This is a genomic window from Bradyrhizobium sp. 139, assembly GCF_023074175.1.
Lineage (GTDB): Bacteria > Pseudomonadota > Alphaproteobacteria > Rhizobiales > Xanthobacteraceae > Bradyrhizobium.
Window position 1 is genome coordinate 76,525 of sequence record NZ_JADPKS010000123.1, and the last position, 18,045, is coordinate 94,569.

At 64.2% G+C, this 18,045-nt stretch carries 21 protein-coding genes; 13 read left to right on the forward strand and 8 right to left on the reverse strand.

The genetic code is table 11. The annotated features are described in order from the left end of the window. Positions 1-16: 16 nt before the first annotated feature. Positions 17-1,984 carry a methyl-accepting chemotaxis protein gene (locus IVA80_RS28215; protein WP_247437759.1) on the reverse strand — a complete coding sequence of 656 codons (1,968 nt, stop codon included), beginning with the start codon at positions 1,982-1,984 and terminating at the stop codon, positions 17-19. A 319-nt stretch (positions 1,985-2,303) separates the two neighbouring features. Further along, entirely contained in the window at positions 2,304-3,269 is a 966-nt protein-coding gene (locus tag IVA80_RS28220) for a glyoxylate/hydroxypyruvate reductase A (RefSeq protein WP_247437761.1), read from the reverse strand. Positions 3,270-3,412: 143 nt separating this feature from the next. Between IVA80_RS28220 and IVA80_RS28225 the strand changes: the two genes are divergently transcribed. The 4 genes from IVA80_RS28225 to IVA80_RS28240 all read left to right on the forward strand — a co-directional run bounded on the left by IVA80_RS28225 (position 3,413) and on the right by IVA80_RS28240 (position 6,205). Further along, entirely contained in the window at positions 3,413-3,781 is a 369-nt protein-coding gene (locus IVA80_RS28225; RefSeq protein ID WP_247437763.1) for a YciI family protein, read from the forward strand. After that, positions 3,778-5,079: an RNA polymerase sigma factor gene (locus IVA80_RS28230; RefSeq protein ID WP_247437765.1), complete on the forward strand. Its 1,302-nt coding sequence runs from the start codon at positions 3,778-3,780 to the stop codon at positions 5,077-5,079. The genes IVA80_RS28225 and IVA80_RS28230 overlap by 4 nt, the downstream gene beginning before the upstream one ends. 135 nt (positions 5,080-5,214) lie before the next feature. Further along, on the forward strand, positions 5,215-5,751 hold the full coding sequence (locus tag IVA80_RS28235; RefSeq protein WP_247437767.1) for an SRPBCC family protein: 537 nt from the start codon (positions 5,215-5,217) through the stop codon (positions 5,749-5,751). Between the two features lie 40 nt (positions 5,752-5,791). Next, positions 5,792-6,205, forward strand: a complete 414-nt coding sequence (locus IVA80_RS28240; RefSeq protein ID WP_247437770.1) for a VOC family protein — start codon at positions 5,792-5,794, stop codon at positions 6,203-6,205. A 325-nt stretch (positions 6,206-6,530) separates the two neighbouring features. Here the strand turns inward: IVA80_RS28240 and IVA80_RS28245 are convergent, their stop codons facing one another. The 5 genes from IVA80_RS28245 to IVA80_RS28265 all read right to left on the reverse strand — a co-directional run bounded on the left by IVA80_RS28245 (position 6,531) and on the right by IVA80_RS28265 (position 11,252). Further along, the gene (locus IVA80_RS28245) at positions 6,531-6,893 is read right to left on the reverse strand and encodes a hypothetical protein (protein ID WP_247437771.1); all 363 of its coding nucleotides are present in this window, start codon (positions 6,891-6,893) and stop codon (positions 6,531-6,533) included. A 572-nt stretch (positions 6,894-7,465) separates the two neighbouring features. Next, a complete protein-coding gene (locus tag IVA80_RS28250; protein WP_247437774.1) occupies positions 7,466-7,903 on the reverse strand; it encodes a hypothetical protein in 438 nt (145 codons plus the stop codon). Positions 7,904-8,015: 112 nt separating this feature from the next. Continuing rightward, positions 8,016-8,804 carry an SDR family oxidoreductase gene (locus tag IVA80_RS28255; RefSeq protein WP_247437776.1) on the reverse strand — a complete coding sequence of 263 codons (789 nt, stop codon included), beginning with the start codon at positions 8,802-8,804 and terminating at the stop codon, positions 8,016-8,018. Positions 8,805-8,862: 58 nt separating this feature from the next. Continuing rightward, positions 8,863-9,303, reverse strand: a complete 441-nt coding sequence (locus IVA80_RS28260) for a DUF2846 domain-containing protein (RefSeq protein WP_247437778.1) — start codon at positions 9,301-9,303, stop codon at positions 8,863-8,865. 284 nt (positions 9,304-9,587) lie between these two features. After that, positions 9,588-11,252, reverse strand: coding sequence for a PAS domain-containing methyl-accepting chemotaxis protein (locus IVA80_RS28265; protein ID WP_247437780.1), 1,665 nt, complete (start codon positions 11,250-11,252; stop codon positions 9,588-9,590). Positions 11,253-11,590: 338 nt separating this feature from the next. Between IVA80_RS28265 and IVA80_RS28270 the strand changes: the two genes are divergently transcribed. The 7 genes from IVA80_RS28270 to IVA80_RS28300 all read left to right on the forward strand — a co-directional run bounded on the left by IVA80_RS28270 (position 11,591) and on the right by IVA80_RS28300 (position 15,889). Continuing rightward, the gene (locus IVA80_RS28270; protein WP_247437782.1) at positions 11,591-11,956 is read left to right on the forward strand and encodes a nuclear transport factor 2 family protein; all 366 of its coding nucleotides are present in this window, start codon (positions 11,591-11,593) and stop codon (positions 11,954-11,956) included. Between the two features lie 123 nt (positions 11,957-12,079). Next, a complete protein-coding gene (locus tag IVA80_RS28275) occupies positions 12,080-12,496 on the forward strand; it encodes a YciI family protein (protein ID WP_247437785.1) in 417 nt (138 codons plus the stop codon). A 57-nt stretch (positions 12,497-12,553) separates the two neighbouring features. Then, positions 12,554-12,961, forward strand: coding sequence for a YciI family protein (locus tag IVA80_RS28280; protein ID WP_247437787.1), 408 nt, complete (start codon positions 12,554-12,556; stop codon positions 12,959-12,961). 64 nt (positions 12,962-13,025) lie between these two features. After that, positions 13,026-13,391, forward strand: coding sequence for a hypothetical protein (locus tag IVA80_RS28285; RefSeq protein ID WP_247437790.1), 366 nt, complete (start codon positions 13,026-13,028; stop codon positions 13,389-13,391). Between the two features lie 130 nt (positions 13,392-13,521). Next, the gene (locus IVA80_RS28290; protein WP_247437792.1) at positions 13,522-14,274 is read left to right on the forward strand and encodes a TetR/AcrR family transcriptional regulator; all 753 of its coding nucleotides are present in this window, start codon (positions 13,522-13,524) and stop codon (positions 14,272-14,274) included. 120 nt (positions 14,275-14,394) lie between these two features. Continuing rightward, the gene (locus tag IVA80_RS28295) at positions 14,395-14,883 is read left to right on the forward strand and encodes a DUF2852 domain-containing protein (RefSeq protein WP_247437794.1); all 489 of its coding nucleotides are present in this window, start codon (positions 14,395-14,397) and stop codon (positions 14,881-14,883) included. A 259-nt stretch (positions 14,884-15,142) separates the two neighbouring features. Continuing rightward, entirely contained in the window at positions 15,143-15,889 is a 747-nt protein-coding gene (locus tag IVA80_RS28300) for a serine acetyltransferase (protein WP_247437797.1), read from the forward strand. A 25-nt stretch (positions 15,890-15,914) separates the two neighbouring features. Here the strand turns inward: IVA80_RS28300 and IVA80_RS28305 are convergent, their stop codons facing one another. Then, positions 15,915-16,433: a DUF2231 domain-containing protein gene (locus IVA80_RS28305; RefSeq protein ID WP_247437799.1), complete on the reverse strand. Its 519-nt coding sequence runs from the start codon at positions 16,431-16,433 to the stop codon at positions 15,915-15,917. Positions 16,434-16,822: 389 nt separating this feature from the next. Here IVA80_RS28305 and tolQ point away from each other — a divergent pair, with 389 nt between their 5' ends. Both tolQ and tolR read left to right on the forward strand, forming a co-directional pair. Further along, a complete protein-coding gene (gene tolQ / locus IVA80_RS28310; protein WP_247437802.1) occupies positions 16,823-17,539 on the forward strand; it encodes a protein TolQ in 717 nt (238 codons plus the stop codon). A 55-nt stretch (positions 17,540-17,594) separates the two neighbouring features. Continuing rightward, positions 17,595-18,044, forward strand: a complete 450-nt coding sequence (gene tolR / locus IVA80_RS28315; protein ID WP_028173005.1) for a protein TolR — start codon at positions 17,595-17,597, stop codon at positions 18,042-18,044. Position 18,045: the final 1 nt, after the last annotated feature.

The window sequence follows — 18,045 nt, forward strand, 5'->3', positions numbered from 1 at the left end:
TAGTTTGGCGAGGATTCTACGCCGCGCGAATATGCGCGAGGAAGCGATCCACCTCGTCGCGCAGCCGCTGCGACTGTTTTGACAGCTCAATCGCCGAGCCCAGCACTTCCTCGGCCGCCGTGCCCGTCGCCGCAATGCCGGCGGTGACGCCCGAGATGTTTTGCGAGACTTCGCCGGTGCGGGCTGCCGCCTGTTGGACGTTCTGTGCGATTTCCTGAGTGGCCGTGCCCTGCTGGCCGACGGCCGTGGCGATCGCGGCGGAGATTTCGTCGATCTGCTGGATCGTCACGCAAATCGACTGGATGCCATCCACTGCGCCGGTCGTCTCGCCCTGCACCGCCGTCACCTGCGCGCCGATCTCCTCGGTCGCCTTGGCGGTCTGGGTTGCCAGCGCCTTCACTTCGGAAGCAACCACCGCAAAACCGCGCCCGGCTTCACCTGCGCGCGCGGCCTCGATCGTCGCATTCAGCGCCAGCAAATTGGTCTGCCCTGCGATGCCATTGATGAAGGAGACGACGTCGCCGATTTTCTGCGCGGCGTCCGCGAGGCTCTGCACCCGCGCATTCGACTGCCGGCCGTCGCTTGCGGCCTTGCCGACCACCTCGGTCGCGTGGGCGAGGCGGCGGCTGATTTCGGTCATCGACGAGGACAATTCTTCCGCAGCGGCCGCGACCGTCTGGACGTTCTCCGAGGCCAGCGCCGAGGCCGACGAGACCGTGCGGGTCTGCTGCCGTGATTGCTCGACGATGGCTGACATCGAGCGCGCGGTGTGCTCCATCTCGACCGCGGCCGAGGACACCGTGGTGACGACGTCGCGGATGCTGGCCTCAAAATTGTCGGCAAGCGCGGCGAAGGCGCGGCGCTTCTCCACTTCGGACTGCGCCTGGATGTCGGCTTGCTCCGCCTGAAGCTTGTTGAAGTTGACCGCATTGTCGCGGAACACCGCCACTGCTTTCACCATGGCGCCGACCTCGTCATTCGCCTTGCTGACGGGAATGGCGACATCGAGGTGTCCGTCCGCGAGCTCGCGCATCACGCTCGTGATGGAAAGGATCGGGCGCGAAATGCTGCGGGCAATGAGATAGCCGACGAGCGCCGCGAGCACGAGGCCGAGCGCGGCAATTCCGATCGCCAGCAGCCAGGCGCGGTCGGCGGAGGCCTCGTAATCGGCATTGTCCATCACCAGTTCGACCGCGCCGAGCGGCTTTCCGGAGAAGTCCTTGATCGGTCCGAGCAGTGCGGCGACCGGCGTGGTGTCGAGCCTGGCCTGCCGCACCGTGAATCCGCCACCGGCGGCGCGGCTGTAGTCGGCCGCGTCGAAGAAGCTCTTGCCCTTCAGCGTGCCGCCGAACAGCTTGAAGCCTGAGCCATCGGCGAGATGGAAGGCGACGTCGACATGGCGGCTGGCCTTGAAGTCGTCGAGGAAGGGCTGGCCGAAGGTCAGGCCGAACTCGACGCTGCCGAGATGCTTGCCGGCTTGCGCGATCGGCACCACGCCGCGAATGCCGAGCCCGGCGACGCCGCCCTCAAGGCCGACCACGACCTTGCGCTCCTGGTTGGCGACGACGACGGTCTTGCGGAAGCCCGAGAGGTCGTCGCCGAACTTGGCCGGCTGGTGGACGCGCAGGTAGGATGTCGCCGGCGGCACGTGGAACTGGAACTGGTCGACGCCGTAGTCGGACTTGATGGCGGCGAACACCGGCCCGAACAGGCGCACCAGCGCTTCGCGGTCCTGCTTTGCCATCGCCTCCTGGGTCGCCGGCATCGCCGCCACCACAGCGCTCATCGCGGCGGCGCGGTGCGATTCCTCGGCGATGCGAGACTGTAAGGCATCGTAATGACTGCGCAGCTCGCGCTGGTCGGCGCGGTCGATGATCCCGCCGATGATCCACATCGCCCCGAGCACTGCAAACAGCGCGGTCGCCGCCGCCGTCACCGCCAGCGCAACCGTGGTCCGCATCCTGAGGCCGAGCGCCAACCGCATGTCCGACTCGTTCGTTGAGCGTTGATTAAGAATGCCTATCAACTTCTCGCTAAGAGAGGGTGAACGGGGAAGGGAGGGGGCAGTGGTTGTGGTGTGCGGGCTGCCGTCGCAAATATGCGCGGGCTGCCGCCCAAATACCAAATAACGGTGTCGTCCCGGCGGAACGCCGGGACCCATACCGCGGAATTTATCGATGGTCGCTGGTCGGAGTACCGAGCCACGGCCTCCGCCAAGCGATATCCTGTGGTTATGGATCCCCGCGTTCCGCCGGGACAACAGCGAGTGTGAGGCGCCAGCGTTCGCGAAAATTCAGGATGCCCTAATACCCCCGTGCCCGATCCACCACGTTCTCCAGCGCGCCGCCGGCCTCGAACCGCGCGATTTGCTCGGCGACATAGGCCGAGATCGCGTCCGCGTCGGTATCGGCCGCGTTGTGCGGCGTCAGCAGCACCTTGGGGTGGGTCCAGAACCGGCTGTCCTTTGGCTGCGGCTCCTGCACGAAAACGTCGAGCGAGGCGGCGCCCAGCGTGCCGTCGTCGAGGCACGTCAGGATATCGGCTTCGTTCTGGAGGCCGCCGCGGCCGGCATTGATCAGCACGGGCGCGCCGAGCGGGCTGTTGCGGTTGAGCTTTGCGAAGACGTCGCGGTTGAGAATGCCGAGCGTATCAGGCGTCAGCGGCAACAGGCAGACCAGGATATCTGCCGTGCGCAGGAACGCATCGATCTGCGCGGTGCCATGGAAGCATTCGACGCCCTCGATCGTGCGCGGGCTGCGGCTCCAGCCGGCAACGCGGAAGCCGAGCCGGCGCAGCACATCGGCCGCGTCGGCACCCAGCGTGCCCAATCCCATGACGCCGACCGTCACAGCGCTCGCCGGCCACTGATATTTCGGCTCCCAGCGCTTCGCGCGCTGCGAATCCCGCAAATAAAGCTCCTGGCGGTGGTGCATCAGCACGTGCAGCACGACGTATTCGGTCATGCGATTGGTCAGGTCCGGCACGGCGACGCGGACCAGCGGCACATCAGGCAGGCTGTTGTCCGCCATCAGCGCGTCGACGCCCGCACCCAGATTGAAGATGGCGCGCAAATTGGGGAAGGAGCCGAGATCGCCCGGCACCGGCTTCCATACCGCGGCATAGTGTACCTCGGCCGGATCGAGCCCGGCGTCGGGCAACAGCACCACGCGGCGGCCGCCGCAGACCGCATCGAATCGGGCCTTCCAGCGCTCCGGCAGCCAGTTCTGCTGCGTGCTGTTGATCAGGACGGCCAGTGTGCCTTTGGTCATTCCAGGTGCCTCGTCGGGTTCCGCTTCGAAAGGCCCTCCTTGGCATGATCTGCCGGATTTATCCTGCAAATTATTTCCGCAGTCCTGTCGGAGCGAGGCATAGTGGTTCGTCTTCAGAACAAGAGTTCAAGGAAAATGTGCCCATGCTTTACGCCATCCTTTGCTATCACGATGAGGACTTCGTCGGCTCCTGGAGCAAGGACCAGGACGAGGCCGTGATGAAGAAGCTCGCCGTGGTGCAGGACAAGCTCACCAAGGAGGGTCGGCTTGGGCCGGTGGCGCGGCTGCTTCCGACCACTGCGGCGGCGACGCTGCGCAAGGAGGACCCGCCGCTGGTGCTCGATGGCCCCTATGCAGAGACCAAGGAGCAATTGCTCGGCTTCTACATCGTCGACTGCAAAAACCTCAACGAAGCGCTCGACGTTGCGCGCGATCTCGGATCGGCCAATCCCGGCGGCGCCTATGAGGTGCGCCCCGTGGGGGTGTTCAGGCCCGGTGGAAATCTGACGTGAGCGAGACCGATACCGCCTGGATCGAGACCGCGCTGACCTCGGCGCGACCCCAGGCGGTCGGCGCACTGCTGCGCTATTTCCGCGATCTCGACACCGCCGAAGAAGCGTTCCAGAACGCCTGCCTGCGCGCGCTCAAGACTTGGCCGCAGAACGGCCCGCCGCGCGATCCCGCAGCCTGGCTGATCATGGTCGGCCGCAACGTCGCCATCGACGAGGTCCGCCGCGCGCGCAAGCAGCAGCCGCTGCCGGAGGATGACCAGGCGATCTCCGATCTTGACGACGCCGAGGGCGCGCTCGCCGAGCGGCTCGACGGCTCGCACTACCGCGACGACATCCTGCGGCTGATGTTCATCTGCTGCCACCCGCAGCTGCCGGCGACGCAGCAGATCGCGCTCGCGCTGCGCATCGTCTCGGGCCTGACGGTGAAGCAGATCGCGCGCGCATTCCTGGTCTCGGACGCGGCGATGGAGCAACGCATCACGCGCGCCAAGGCGAAGGTCGCGGAAGCTGGGACGCCATTCGAGGCGCCGGGCCCGATCGAGCGCTCCGAGCGGCTCGCCGGTGTCGCGGCGATGATCTACCTGATCTTCAACGAAGGCTATTCGGCGAGCGGCGGCACCGCGGAGCTCCGAAAGCCGCTGTGCGAGGAAGCGATCCGGCTGGCGCGGTTGCTGCTGCGGCTGTTCCAGAGCGAGCCGGAGATCATGGGGCTGACGGCGTTGATCCTGTTGCAGCACGCGCGCAGCGCCGCGCGCTTTGCCGCGGATGGTTCGCTGATCCTGCTCGACGACCAGGACCGTTCGCTGTGGAACGGCCCCATGATCGCGGAAGGCCTGGCGCTGATCGACAAGGCGATGCGCCACCACCGCAGCGGCCCCTATCAGATCCAGGCCGCGATCGCCGCGCTGCATGCGCGCGCGCCGACGCCCGAGGAAACCGACTGGACGCAGATCGACCTGCTCTACGGCGCGCTCGAAGTGGTGCAGCCTTCGCCGGTGGTGACGCTCAACCGCGCGGTTGCGGTCTCCAAGGTGCGCGGGCCGCAAGCCGCGCTCGAGCTGATCGAGCCGCTGGCGCCAAAACTCGCCAACTACTTTCATTTCTACGGCGTGCGTGGCGCTTTCCTGATGCAACTCGGCCGGAACGACGAAGCCCGTATCGCCTTCGACCGCGCCATCGCACTCGCCAATACCTCGGCGGAAGCCGCCCACATCCGCATGCATATCGATCGCCTGATCAGGGACAATCAGCCGAAGGGGACCAACGGCGGCGCCAGGCAGGGCGCGAAGGCGGAATAGCGCGACTCCCTATTCATGCCGTCATGCCCCGAGCCCGGCGATGACGGAGCAGTCGGTATGGCAAAGAATTTCAGTTCCAGATTGTCGGCTCCGGCCACCTTCCTTCGTCCTAAGCCCGTATCCAGGGAGCCATCCATGCTGAAAGCCATTGCCATCATCGCCATCGTGCTCGCGGTCGGAGTCGCGGCCGTGCTCGTCTTCGCCCTCACCAAGCCCGATACGTTCCGCGTCGAGCGTTCGCTCGCCGTGAAGGCGCCGGCCCATGCGATCTATCCACAGGTCGCCGATTTCCATCGCTGGACGGGCTGGTCGCCCTATGAGAGCCGCGATCCCGCCATGAAGCGCACGTTTGGCGGAACTGCGGCAGGCAAGGGCGCGACCTATGCCTGGGACGGCAACAACAATGTCGGTGCCGGGCATATGGAGATCCTCGAGGCGAGCACGCCGTCGAAGCTCCGCATCAAGCTCGACTTCGAGCGCCCGTTCGAAGGCCACAATACCGCCGAGTTCACCTTTGTGCCGCAAGGTGATGCCACACTTGTCACATGGGCGATGTCCGGTCCGGCCCCGTTCATGTCCAAGGTCATGCAGGTGTTCATCAACATGGACAGCATGATCGGCAAGGATTTCGAGGCCGGCCTCGTCAGCCTGAAGAAGCTCACCGAGAAGTAGCGAAGCCTCACTGCCCAAGGAAAGAAAAAGGAGAGAAACCATGCTCAATCCCTACCTGTTCTATCAGGACACCTGCGAAGCGGCGTTCGATTATTACGCCAAGGTTCTCGGCGGCAAGATCGATGCGATGCTGCGCGCCTCCGACGCGCCGGCGGACATGCCCGCCGCGCCCGGCCGCGAGAAGATGGTCATGCATGCGCGGATGTCGCTGCCCGACGGCAGCGTATTGATGGCCTCCGATGCGCCGGGCGAGCAGTTTCACAAGCCGCAGGGCTTTTCGATCTCGCTCACGGTCGCGGACCTCGCGGAGGGCGAGCGCAAGTTCAACGCGCTCGCCGACGGCGGCACCGTCACCATGCCCTTCAGCAAGACGTTCTGGGCCAAGGGCTTCGGCATGTGCGTCGACAAGTTCGGCATTCCCTGGATGGTGAACTGCCCGGCCGAAGGAATGTGACACGCGCGACCGCCTGATGCGGCAAGCCGAGGCCCTCTCCCGCTGTTGCGCAGGGCTATCGCATATGAAGAAAAAACGGCGGGAAGCTCGCTTGCGGCCATCCTCGAGACGCCCGCCTACGGCGGGCCCTCAGGATGAGGGCGTGTTTCGCGGCGAGATATCAGACCCTCATGGTGAGGAGCCCGCCAAAGCGGGCGTCTCGAACCATGCAGGCCGAGCACGTCCGGCAAGCTCTCAGCTGCCATATGCGATTGCCCTGCGCTGCTGCGGGAGAGGGCCACTTATAATGTCGTCATGTCACGCGGCCGATCGGCTGTATGCTCTCTCACCGGATCGATCCGGTCACGTCATCTTTTGGCGGGGACGATTGAACGCAGCGAGGGCAGATCACGAGCTTGGTGCCGAGCTGCCTGTCGTTCTCCGCTTCGATTTCGTCATGGACCGCCCACCACGCCTCTGAGTACGGGCGCAAGGTGCCGAGCACTCTTTCCCGCTCCTGATTGGGATTGTCCTGCGCAGGTTTCGGGTTCGCTGCGCGCCGCTTTGTAGCGGAGGGACGGTTGGCGGCTTGGTTCGGATCCCGGCCGAGGCCGTCCCATGCGATCGGTCGGCGCTCCTGCGCCGGCGCCACCGCGCATCCGATGAGCGCTGCGCAAAAAGTGAGCAAGACAAAGCCGCGTCGCATCATGCCGGACCCTTGGTGCAATACGCGACACGCAAACTCCGCATGCGGAAGCCTGCATCGCGCCGGTTAAATGGAACCTGAGGAAAATGATGTGGCCGGCATGGCCCAATATGGAATCGTGCTCTTGCATCACATTGCAAGAGCAGTGAGGCCGCTTCGTGAAATGATGCGGATCGCATCGCACAACAATTGGCGCAATATTAGGCTGTGAACTCCCCGACCGAATCGCTAATAATTCCTTCATAAAATCTACAAGGTAGGGCGGGGCGTAACTTGGAAGGGGAGCGACCGATGGTGGCGGCGCTACAAATCAATTTTGCACTTTGGGGCATGCTCATCTGCGCGACGCTGGAATTGGCGGAATTGGCGCAGACCATCCAGAGATTCTACTAGGCAAGACGAAATGCGTGACCGGCGCAATTGCGCCGTCGCGCTTGCCTGCTAGCCCACGCGCAACGCGATGAGCGTGAAGCTGACGCTTGCGATCACGATCATCGAAAGGATGTAGTTGCGCGGCCGTGCCGTCCGCGCGGGCGGCGGCCTCGCCGCTCACACGGCTGGCGGCGGCCGAATCCTCAGCGGCAGCGTGGATAAATCGCCGCAAGATCGCGGCCCTTCAACAAAAGCAATCTGGACGAGAGGCCGCCGCGGCGGCTGATCCAGTCGCGCACCGGACCGGGATAGGCCTGGAGCACCGCGTCGGACGCTTCCGGCTCGGCATAAAAACGCCCGCGCCGGTCAACCGAACGCGCCCCGTGGAAGCCGAGTACCGCGCGTTTGGTGACGCAGATGCGATCGCCCGGCACGATGCTCAGCACCAGCGTGCAGGCGGACAGGCACGGACCGTCGATCACCACGCGCTCGCCGCTCTCGCGTACCTTCTCGAACAGGTCGAGGAACGGCCCGACCTGTCCGCCCGGACTCTGGATGATGCGGATTTCGGCCACGGCGGGCGTGGCGGCGAGCAGCGCGGATGCGAGCATCAGGGCTTTGAGGCGGGTGACGCGTCGCATGAAGCCTCCACGAATTCGATTCCGTAGGGTAGGTTGGCGAACGGAACCCACCTCTTTCGTGCCGCGCGAGAACAGGTGGGTTACGCTTTCGGCTGCCCCGCCTGACAAGCTTCTACCCGTTCCGCCGTTCGCCGCGCAGCGTCGGCAGGCCGATGCCGGCCGCATCGAAGCCGCCATCGACGGCTAAAATTTGGCCGGTGATGTAGCTCGCACGCTCAGAACACAGGAAGTAGATCGCTTCGGCGAGTTCCTCCTCCAGGCCGTAGCGGTTGAGCGGAATGGCGTCGTGATAGTCGGCGCGGATCTCCCTAGTATGCACCTGCTTCGCCATTGCAGTGTCGACCGGCCCCGGCGCGACCGCATTGACCCGGATGTTAAGCGCAGCGAGCTCGACCGCGAGCTGCTTGGTGAGATGCGCAAGGCCTGCCTTGCTGGTGCCGTAGGCCGAACGCAGCGTCGAGGCGCGCACCGCCGAGATCGAGGTGATGTTGACGATGGCGCCGCCGCCCTGCTCGCGCATCAGCGACGCGGCCGCCTTGGTGCACAGGAACGGGCCGGTGAGATTGACCGCCATGATCCTGTTCCAGTCGGCGTCGCTGGTCTCCAGCACTGGCGCGAACACGGCGACGCCGGCATTGTTGACGAGAGCATCGAGCCGACCGAAGCGGCTCATGACCGCGGCCATTGCAGCTGCCACGGCCGCTGCGTCGGACACGTCGCAGGTGATCGCCAGCGTGTTTTCGGGAACCTTCAACGCCGCGGCCGCGCTCGCCTGCAGCTCTCCCTCGACATCGAGCAGCGCCACGCGCCATCCTTCGGCGAGAAAGCGCTTCGCCGTCGCCAATCCAATCCCGCGTGCGGCACCGGTGACGAGGGCGACTTTGGCGGGAGAGGAGGTCATGACGCGGTCCTTTTCTCGGGCCTGCGGCATGACAGTTTAGCCGATCCCGCGCAAGGGATCAGAATTTGGTGCCGACGGATCTGAGGCGGCTTATGTCGGATTGTCCCTGCTCGGGGAATTCGAGCGTCGGCGTAACGTGGCCGACAAGGATACCGGGTGTCACGGCTGTCTTGATGTACTTCGTCTCGCCCGCGGCCAACTGGAACGTCACCGCATTTTCGACTTCGGTGGCAGTGGTCACGGCATATTTCCCCGGGGGGCGATCGACAAACGAGAACCCGCCGGGCACAGACCTGCCGACGACTTCATTGTTCATCCGGATCTCGGGTTGTACAGCCGCCCCGCCGAATTCGCCCGGCCGGGTGAAGTAGACGCGGCCGTAACCCGGCTTCAATTGCGGAAGCTGCAAGGGCGGTTCGTCGAGGCCGCGTGGGCTCGCGCAACTTGCCAACAAAAATCCAACAAGCAAAAGGGGCAGCGCCCCGATCTTCGCTCTCATTAGTGCCCAACCCCAATCGACCGCAAACGGCGAGCAATTGCCTCGCTGCTTCCTCGTTCCCCGAGGTCTATAGGCCATACACGCACTGATTGCGCAACAGTTTTTTGATCGGCAGGCGCAGCAATGGTGAATTGTCGATCGGGCACGTCATGTCATGCCATGACGCACTGGAGGTAGAGCTTCGTGCTCTATCGCCGCCACCCCCGCGCAACCGCGAAGCCGTTGTCGCTGGAGGTGGTCCGCTTCTTCGGCGACCGTCGAAGGGTGACGGATGGAGTGAGAGTTTACGACAGCTCCGCCGACGCGCGCTGCATGTTGGCCGACATGTCGGCCGTCACGGCGCTTTGCTCCTCGACCGCGGCGGCGGTGGTGGCGATGAACTCGTTGACGCCGGCGATCGCCGCCTTGATCGCGGTGAGCGAGCTGGCGACGTCGCCGGAGATAATGTTCAGCGCGTCGATTTCGGACGTGATCGTGTCGGTGGCCTGCTTGGCCTGGTTGGCGAGGTTCTTCACCTCGGACGCGACCACCGCAAAGCCGCGGCCGGCTTCGCCCGCGCGCGCCGATTCGATCGTGGCGTTGAGCGCGAGCAGATTGATCTGGCTGGTGATGCCGGCGATCATCTCGACGATGCCGCTCATGGCCTGCGCGGCCGCGTTCAGCCGCTGCGCCTGGCCGTCGGCGGCGTCGACCCGGGTGGTCGCGACCTTGGAGGTCTCGCGCGATTTCGCCATGGTCTCGGAAATCTCGCGGATCGAAGCGCTCATCTCCTCGCTGCCGGCCGCGACCGCCTCGATCAGCCCGCGCGCATTCTCGGCCTTCTTGCGTCCGATCGCCTGCGCAGTGATGTCGGTGGCGTATTTCACCACCTTGTAGGGCTTGCCGTTGAGGTCGAAGATCGGGTTGTAGGACGCCTGGATCCAGATCTCGCGGCCGCCCTTGGCGATGCGCTTGTATTCGGCGGCCTGGTATTCGCCGCGGTTGAGCGTCTCCCAGAACTGCCGGTAGGCCGGCGAGTTCTTCTCGTTCGGCTCCACGAACATGCTGTGGTGCTGGCCCTTGATCTCGGCCAGCGAATAGCCCAACGCGCCCAGGAAATTCGCGTTGGCGGTGCGGATCGTGCCGTCCATGTTGAATTCGATCACGGCCTGCGACTTCTGGATCGCGGCGAGCTGGCCGTCATTGTCGGCCGTCTTCATCTTTTGCGCGGTGACATCGGTCGCGAACTTCACCACCTTGAACGGCCTGCCCATCTCGTCGAGGATCGGGTTGTAGGTCGCCAGAATCCAGATTTCCCTGCCGCCCTTGGCGATCCGCTTGTATTCGGCGGCCTCGAACTGGCCGCGGTTCAGCCGCGCCCAGAAATCGGCATAGGCCGAGCCGGCGCGATCCTCCGGGGTCACGAACATGCTGTGATGCTTGCCCTGGATCTCGTCGAGCGAGTAGCCCACCGCGTTCAGGAAGTTCTCGTTGGCGGTGACGATGGTGCCGTCCATGTTGAACTCGATCACGGCCTGGGCGCGGCTGATCGCATCGATCTTGCCCGCGTCCTCGATGGTCCTCATCTTGTAGGCCGTGATGTCGGTGGCGAACTTGATGAAGCTGACCACCTTGCCGTTCTCGTCGAGCAGCGGCGCATAGGAGGCGTGGACCCAGAGTTCCTTGCCGTTCTTGCCGTGGCGCCTGTATTGCGTGGTCTGGAACTCGCCGCGGTTCAGGCTGGCCCAGAAGTCACGGTAACGCGCGCTCTCGCGTTCCGCGGGGCTGACGAAGATGCTGTGGTGCTTGCCCTTGATCTCGGCGAGCGTATAGCCGCTCATCTTGAGAAGGTTCTCGTTGGCATCGAGGATGGTGCCGTCGAGACCGAATTCGATCACCGCCTGGGAGCGATCGAGCGCCTCGACTTCCGCAACCGCGTGTCTGACCTTCTTGCTCTGGAAATTGAACACGTGATCCTCCGCAAAAATAATCCGCTGGTGGATCGGCGGAAAACCGTTCCGTCGCCCTTAGCGGAAAGGTTGCATGAGCTTGTTGAGCAACTGTAAACTCTTGCAACAATCTGCGCGGCTTCCGTAATCTCGCCTGCCTCCTTCCATCCCCTTCAGTTCACGAAGCTTCTTGGCCCATATGCACGCCGACAGCCACATGCCGGCCGGGATGTTTCCGTAGTTGTACGGGCGGCAATTTGAAATCTTTTTCGCGTTCCGTGCATGCAACGCTGCGACAAAATGTCGACACTGTCATCCACGCATCGTCTTCCAGGGATTAGATGCCGAGGAGAGCGTCGATGTCTGACGACTGCGAGCGCCTGATTCGAAACCTGTTCGCCGCCTATCTCGCCAACGACCGGCAACAGGTCGCCGACGCGCTGGCCGACGATTTCCGTTTCACCAGCCCCTTCGACGACGACCTCGACAAGGCGGCCTATTTCGAACGTTGCTGGAAGGACACCGGCTGGATTGCGCGTCACGATATCGAGCGCATTTTCGTCCGTGGCGATGAAGCCTTCGTCACCTACCGTTGCCTGGCAACAGATGGCAGGAGTTTTCGCAACACCGAGTTTTTCACCTTCGTTGCCGGCAAGGTCCGCAGCATCGAGGTCTATTTCGGCGCGGCGTTCCAGGACGGTCAATTCGTGCCGCAGCCGCGCTGACGCCCCGCCATGACCTCCGAAATAATTTCCGTTCCGATGTCGGTTCTATAAGACGGCATCCGTCTTACAGGGGAGCGCAGGCCAGCTCGGCCTGCCCCAAAGAGAATGTCACGGAGCAGGTCGATGCGTTTCATGGTAATCGTCAAGGCAAGCCAGGACACCGAGGCCGGCAAGATGCCGAGCACGGAGATGCTGGCCGCCATGGGCAAGTTCAACGAGGAGATGGCCAAGGCCGGCGTGATCGAGGCGGGCGAAGGCCTGCATCCGACGGTCAAGGGCGCGCGCGTCAAGTATGGCGCGTCGGAGGCCGGCGTCACCCGCGGTCCTTTCAATATTTCCTCCGATTTGATCGCCGGCTTCTGGCTGATCAAGACTGCCTCGCTCGACGAGGCGATCGGCTGGATGAAGCGCGCGCCGTTCGATCCCGGCTCCGAGATCGAGATCCGCCAGGTGTTTGCGGCCGAGGATTTCGGCGAAGCCTTCACGCCCGAACTGCGCGAGCAGGAAGAGCGCACGCGCGCGTTCGCGGCGAAAAAGTAACTCTCCTTCCGTCATTCCGGCGCATCCCGGAATGACACTGAAAACGAGGAAGCTCCCATGCGATTCATGATGCTGATGATCCCGCTCGGCTACGAGACCGCGGCGCCGGACGTCCAACTCGATCCCGAACGCGTCGCCGCGATGATGCGCTACAACGAGGCGCTGAAAGATGCCGGCGTGCTGATCACGCTCGACGGCCTGCATCCGCCGTCGACGGGCGCGCGCGTCTCCTTTGCGACCGGCGAGCCTGTTGTGACCGACGGTCCCTTCACTGAGGCCAAGGAAGTCCTGGGCGGCTACTGGATGATCGAGGTCGCCTCGCGTGCGGAGGCGATTGCCTGGGCGAAGAAGTGCCCGGGATCGCCGAATGAAATCATCGAGATCCGTCAGGTGCAGGAGATGAGCGACTTTTCGCCGGAAGTGCAGGAGGCCGCCGCCGGGTTTGCCGACCTGAAGACCAAATAGAAAGGCGGCGGCCACGGCCGCAGCCCGAACGTTCCCCTGACCATCAAAACCCGAGGAGATACCCATGAGCACCGAACACACGTTTCTCGCCGTCTATCTCGGCAGCATGACCGGCGCGAAAATGACGGCGTGGCACGCGCTGCCTGAAGCCGAGCGGAAGGTAAAGGAGCAGGAGGGCATGGCCGCCTGGCACGGCTGGGTCGAAAGGCACAAGGCCGTCATCGTCGAGATGGGCGGACCGCTCGGCAAGACCCGGAGGATCGACGCCGGCGGCATCACAGAGGTCAGCAACGCCCTGACGGGCTTCACGGTCGTGCGTGCCGCTTCGCAGGAAGCCGCCGCGGACCTGTTCAAGAATCATCCGCACTTTGCGATATTCCCCGGTGAGGCCATCGAGATCATGCCGGTGCTGCCCATCCCGGGTCGTTAGGGCCTCATTGTCATTCCGGACCGCGCGTTGGGCGGTGCCGTCGTGCCCCGGAATGACCGTGCAAATACGGTTCACCAAAACCCGTCGCCGCTAGTGACCTGCACGCCCGGCTCATGTAAAAGCCGTTCACATGAGCTGGCGCAAGGAGCCGCGCCGCGCCGAGCGCGGCTATCACCACGGCAATCTGAAGGAAGCGTTGTTGCAGGCTGCACTCGGGTTGATCGCCGAGAAGGGCGCAGCCGGCTTCACCTTCGCCGATGCCGCGCGCATGGCCGGCGTCAGCGCGGCGGCACCGTACCGGCATTTTCGCGATCGTGACGAGCTGCTGTCCTCGATCGCACAACGCGGCTTCGAGCAGTTCGAACAGCGCCTGACCGCGGCCTGGGATGACGGCCGTCCCGACACCGTCACGGCGTTCGAGCGTGTCGGCAGGGCCTATCTCGCCTTTGCCCGCGAGGAGCCCGCTTTCTACAACGCCATGTTCGAATCGGGCGTGCCGGTCGATGCCAATCCCGCGCTGCAGGCCGCCAGCGAGCGTGCTTTCAACATCATTCGCGCAGCCGCCGAACGGCTCGCGGCGCTGGCACCGCCGGGCACGCCGCGCCCGCCGGCGATGATGATGGCGCTGCACATCTGGTCGATGGCGCACGGCGTGGCCTCGCTGTTCTCGCGCGGCGATGCCGCGCGGCGAAAACTGCCGATGTCGCCGGATGAGCTGCTCGAAGCCGAGGTGTTGATCTATCTGCGCGGTCTCGGCTTCCCGACCGATCGGCGTCCGCCGGCGAAAAGCCCCGAGCCGCCTCCGGTGCCACCGGAGGCATCCTCCGGTTCTGGCGTGCCGCCCGGCGGCCCTCCAGCTGGTCCTTGGGGCAAGCCGAAATAAAATTGCGCAAATAATTCGCCTACCCTGTTGGGTGGCCAGCTTGACAAAATCGCGGGATCAGCTAGCTATGTGAATGTTATTTACATTCACAACGGCGCTGATGCCGTCATGGAGATGGAAATGGCCTACACCGCTGATGTCAATCGATGGCGCGGTCCTTCGGAACAACACTACGAGCGCCCCCACATGCTCGATACGCCCTGGCATCCTGGCTGGATCGCCGTGACCATCCTCGGCTTCATCATTTGGTGGCCGATCGGACTAGCCCTTCTCTTTTTCACACTCGGGAGCAGAAAAATGGGTTGCTGGAGCCACCAGGATCGCTGGCAGAACAAGATGGAGCGGATGCAGTACAAGATGGACCGCATGCGCGGCCGCATGGAGCGCCGCGGCTTCGGCTTCGGCTTCGGTCCGCCCACGAGCGGCAACCGTGCCTTCGACGAATACCGCACCGAGACGCTGCAGCGGCTCGAGGAAGAGCAGATCGAGTTCAAGAACTTCCTCGATCGTCTGCGTCACGCCAAGGACAAGGAAGAGTTCGACCAGTTCATGGCACAGCACAAGACCCGTCCGACTCCGCCGCCGAACGATCAGCCCCCGCAGGGCTGATTCGGAAGGCCGAGACCTCTCAAAGCCTTCAGGCGCATGCCCCCAAAGTCCTGATGGCCCCGAGCCGCCCGCCTGCGCAACCCGCCGGCGGGCGGTTCGGTTTTTGTGGGCCGCACTTTAACGTTCTCCCGCTTGCTAGGAGGCGTTGCCGCCTTTGGCAACGGCGCGCGCCTCGGCGGCTCGACTGGCGTCTTCGCGCGGACCGCCTATATTCGCGGTCACAAGCATTGACGGGGCGGAGGCGGCGGAAGCTGCGATCATGGCAAGCGACAGTCTTTGGCTAGAGATCCGGGCTGAAGCGCAGCGCGCGACGGTCGCCGATCCGATCTTCGGCAAGGCGCTTGCCGACACCATTCTGGTCCGTGACGATTTCGCCGCCGCCCTGGCCGATCTGATCGGGCGCCGGCTCGGCGCCAACACTGCCGAAACTGAGCGCTTCACGGCGTTTTCCCTCGATGCCTTTCGCGGCCAGCCGGATCTGATCGAGGCGGCCAGCCGGGACTTGCAGGCCATCGTGCTCCGCGATCCCGCCGTCGCCGGCCTGCTGGCGCCACTGCTGAATTTCAAGGGTTACGCCGCGCTGCAAGCCTGGCGCGTCTCGAACTCGCTATGGCGCCGCGGCCATACCGATGCGGCGCTGCTGTTTCAGAACGAGGCGTCGAACGTCTTGCAGGTCAGCATTCATCCGGCGGCGAGCATCGGGTCGTGGGTGTATCTTGACCACGCCACCGGCATCGTAATCGGCGCGAATGTCGCGATCGGCGACGAGGTCACCATGCTTCAGAATGTCAGCATTGGCCGCAGCAGTGAACTGCCGACGCGCTCGCCGCGCATCGGCCGCGGCGTCTTCATCGGCGCCGGCGCAACCATCCTCGGCGACGTCAGCATCGGCGATTTCGCCAAGATCGGCGCCGACACGGTCGTAACCACTGACATGCCCGGCGGCTGCACCGCGGTTGGCAATCCGGCGCGACTGACCAACTGCCCGGAGCCGGCTCCGGCGTGATCGTCCCAGGTCAGATGCCGTTCGCTCAGGCGGCGCGGCGGTGGCTCTCGTCACCGTGATGCGGCGAGATCGGCTCCGAGCTGGTCTGACCCGGCGCGTCAAGCACCGCGACGTGATGCCGGTAGACCATCTCCCAGCCCTTCCATCCCGTGAACAGGAGGATGCCGACCACGACGAGGGACAGCACCACGCCCCACGGCTTGACCGCGGCTTCGGCGCCTTGGGCATAGCGGAGATAGAAGTTGACCAGGGCCAGCACCACGGCCGTGAGATTGCCGACCATGTGGTACCAGGCATCGTTCAGGCGACGAATGCGGGGTTCGTTGAGGAAATCGGTAAAGCCGGCCGTGGCAGCAACCAGCGCCATGACGATGCCGGCGCCGATCAACCAGATCGAGGCCCTGGCCCAGAAGCCGTCGCCGGTTCCGATGAAGGCCAGATCGGCGATAGGCGCGCCGACCAGAAAGGCGACGGGGAATGGGATGATCATGGGGTGGAGCGGATGGTCGCCGATCGCAGCGGTCGTCTTGGGGTTGATGGTCATGGCAAAGCCTCGCCGAAGGTGATTTTCGGGACAATTTTCTGGGTGAGCGCTGGTTCCTCCGGACCCGAAGACAGGCCCCATCCCCCTACACTGCCTGCCTTTCCGGCAGCCAAATTCGATTCCGGTAACCCCGCGTTAACCAACGCCGGGCTCTGGTAAGTGCGGACAATCGCGCCCAAAGCCCGGAGTGGTCTTGGGTCGAGGCCCATAGTTTTGACATCTTGGCAGGGAATGCAGACGGCCGGCTTTGGACGAGCCCCTGCACCCCAGAAAGACAAGGCTTTGAGCGGGCTTGCCGGCCGCGCGGTTCTAGCGCGGCTGTTGGGGAACCGGCAGTCATTTGCTGGCCGGAGACGTCAGGTAATGATCGCCTTGAGAGGATACTGCTTATGAATCCGGCCGATGTGGCTCAGTCAGCCCTTCCGGTTGCCGCCTCCGCGGATGTGTCGCTGATTGCGCTGTTCTGGCAGGCTCACTGGATCGTGAAAGGGGTCATGCTGGGACTTCTGTCCTGCTCGGTCTGGGTCTGGGCGATCGCCATCGACAAGATCTTCCTTTATGCGCGCACCCGCCGTTCGATGGACCGCTTCGAGCAGGCATTCTGGTCCGGCGAGTCGATCGAGGAGCTCTATCGCACGCTCTCGGCCAAGCCGACGCATTCGATGGCGGCCTGCTTCGTGGCGGCGATGCGCGAGTGGAAGCGTTCCTTCGAGAGCCACGCCCGCTCGGTCGCGGGCCTTCAGATGCGCATCGACAAGGTCATGAACGTCTCGATCGCGCGCGAGGTCGAGCGGTTGGAACGCCGGCTCTTGGTGCTCGCGACCGTCGGCTCCGCCGGCCCCTTCGTCGGCCTGTTCGGCACGGTCTGGGGCATCATGTCGAGCTTCCAGTCGATCGCGGCGTCGAAAAATACCTCTCTGGCGGTGGTGGCGCCCGGCATTGCGGAAGCGCTGTTTGCGACCGCCGTCGGCCTTATCGCCGCCATTCCTGCCACTATTTTCTACAATAAGTTCACCTCCGAGGTGAACCGGCAGGCCCAGCGGCTCGAGGGCTTCGCCGATGAATTTTCAGCCATCCTGTCGCGTCAGATCGACGAGCGGGGCTGACGGACGGCATGTATGACGGCATGTATAGTGTGAAGGGCAATTTGGGCACCAGACCATGGGCATGAACGTCGCGAGTTCGTCCGGAGGCGGCGGCCGCCGCAGCCGGCGCAAGCCGGTCATGGCCGAAATCAACGTCACGCCGATGGTCGACGTGATGCTGGTGCTGCTCATCATCTTCATGGTGTCGGCGCCGCTCTTGACCGTCGGCGTGCCGCTCGACCTGCCGCAGACCCAGGCCAAGAGCCTCGAGCAGAACGACCAAAAGCCGATCCAGATGTCGGTCGACATCAAGGGCAAGGTGTTCATCAACGACGCCGAGATCGCGATCAACGAACTGGTGCCGAAGCTGAAGGCAATCACGGACGCGCGCGGCGGGCTGGAAGAGCGCATCTATCTGCGCGCCGACAAGAAGGCGGATTACGGAACCGTAGCCAGGGTCATGGGCCTGTTGTCCGGCGCCGGCTTCAAGAAGCTCGCCCTCGTCACGGAAGCGGATCAGGGGTAAG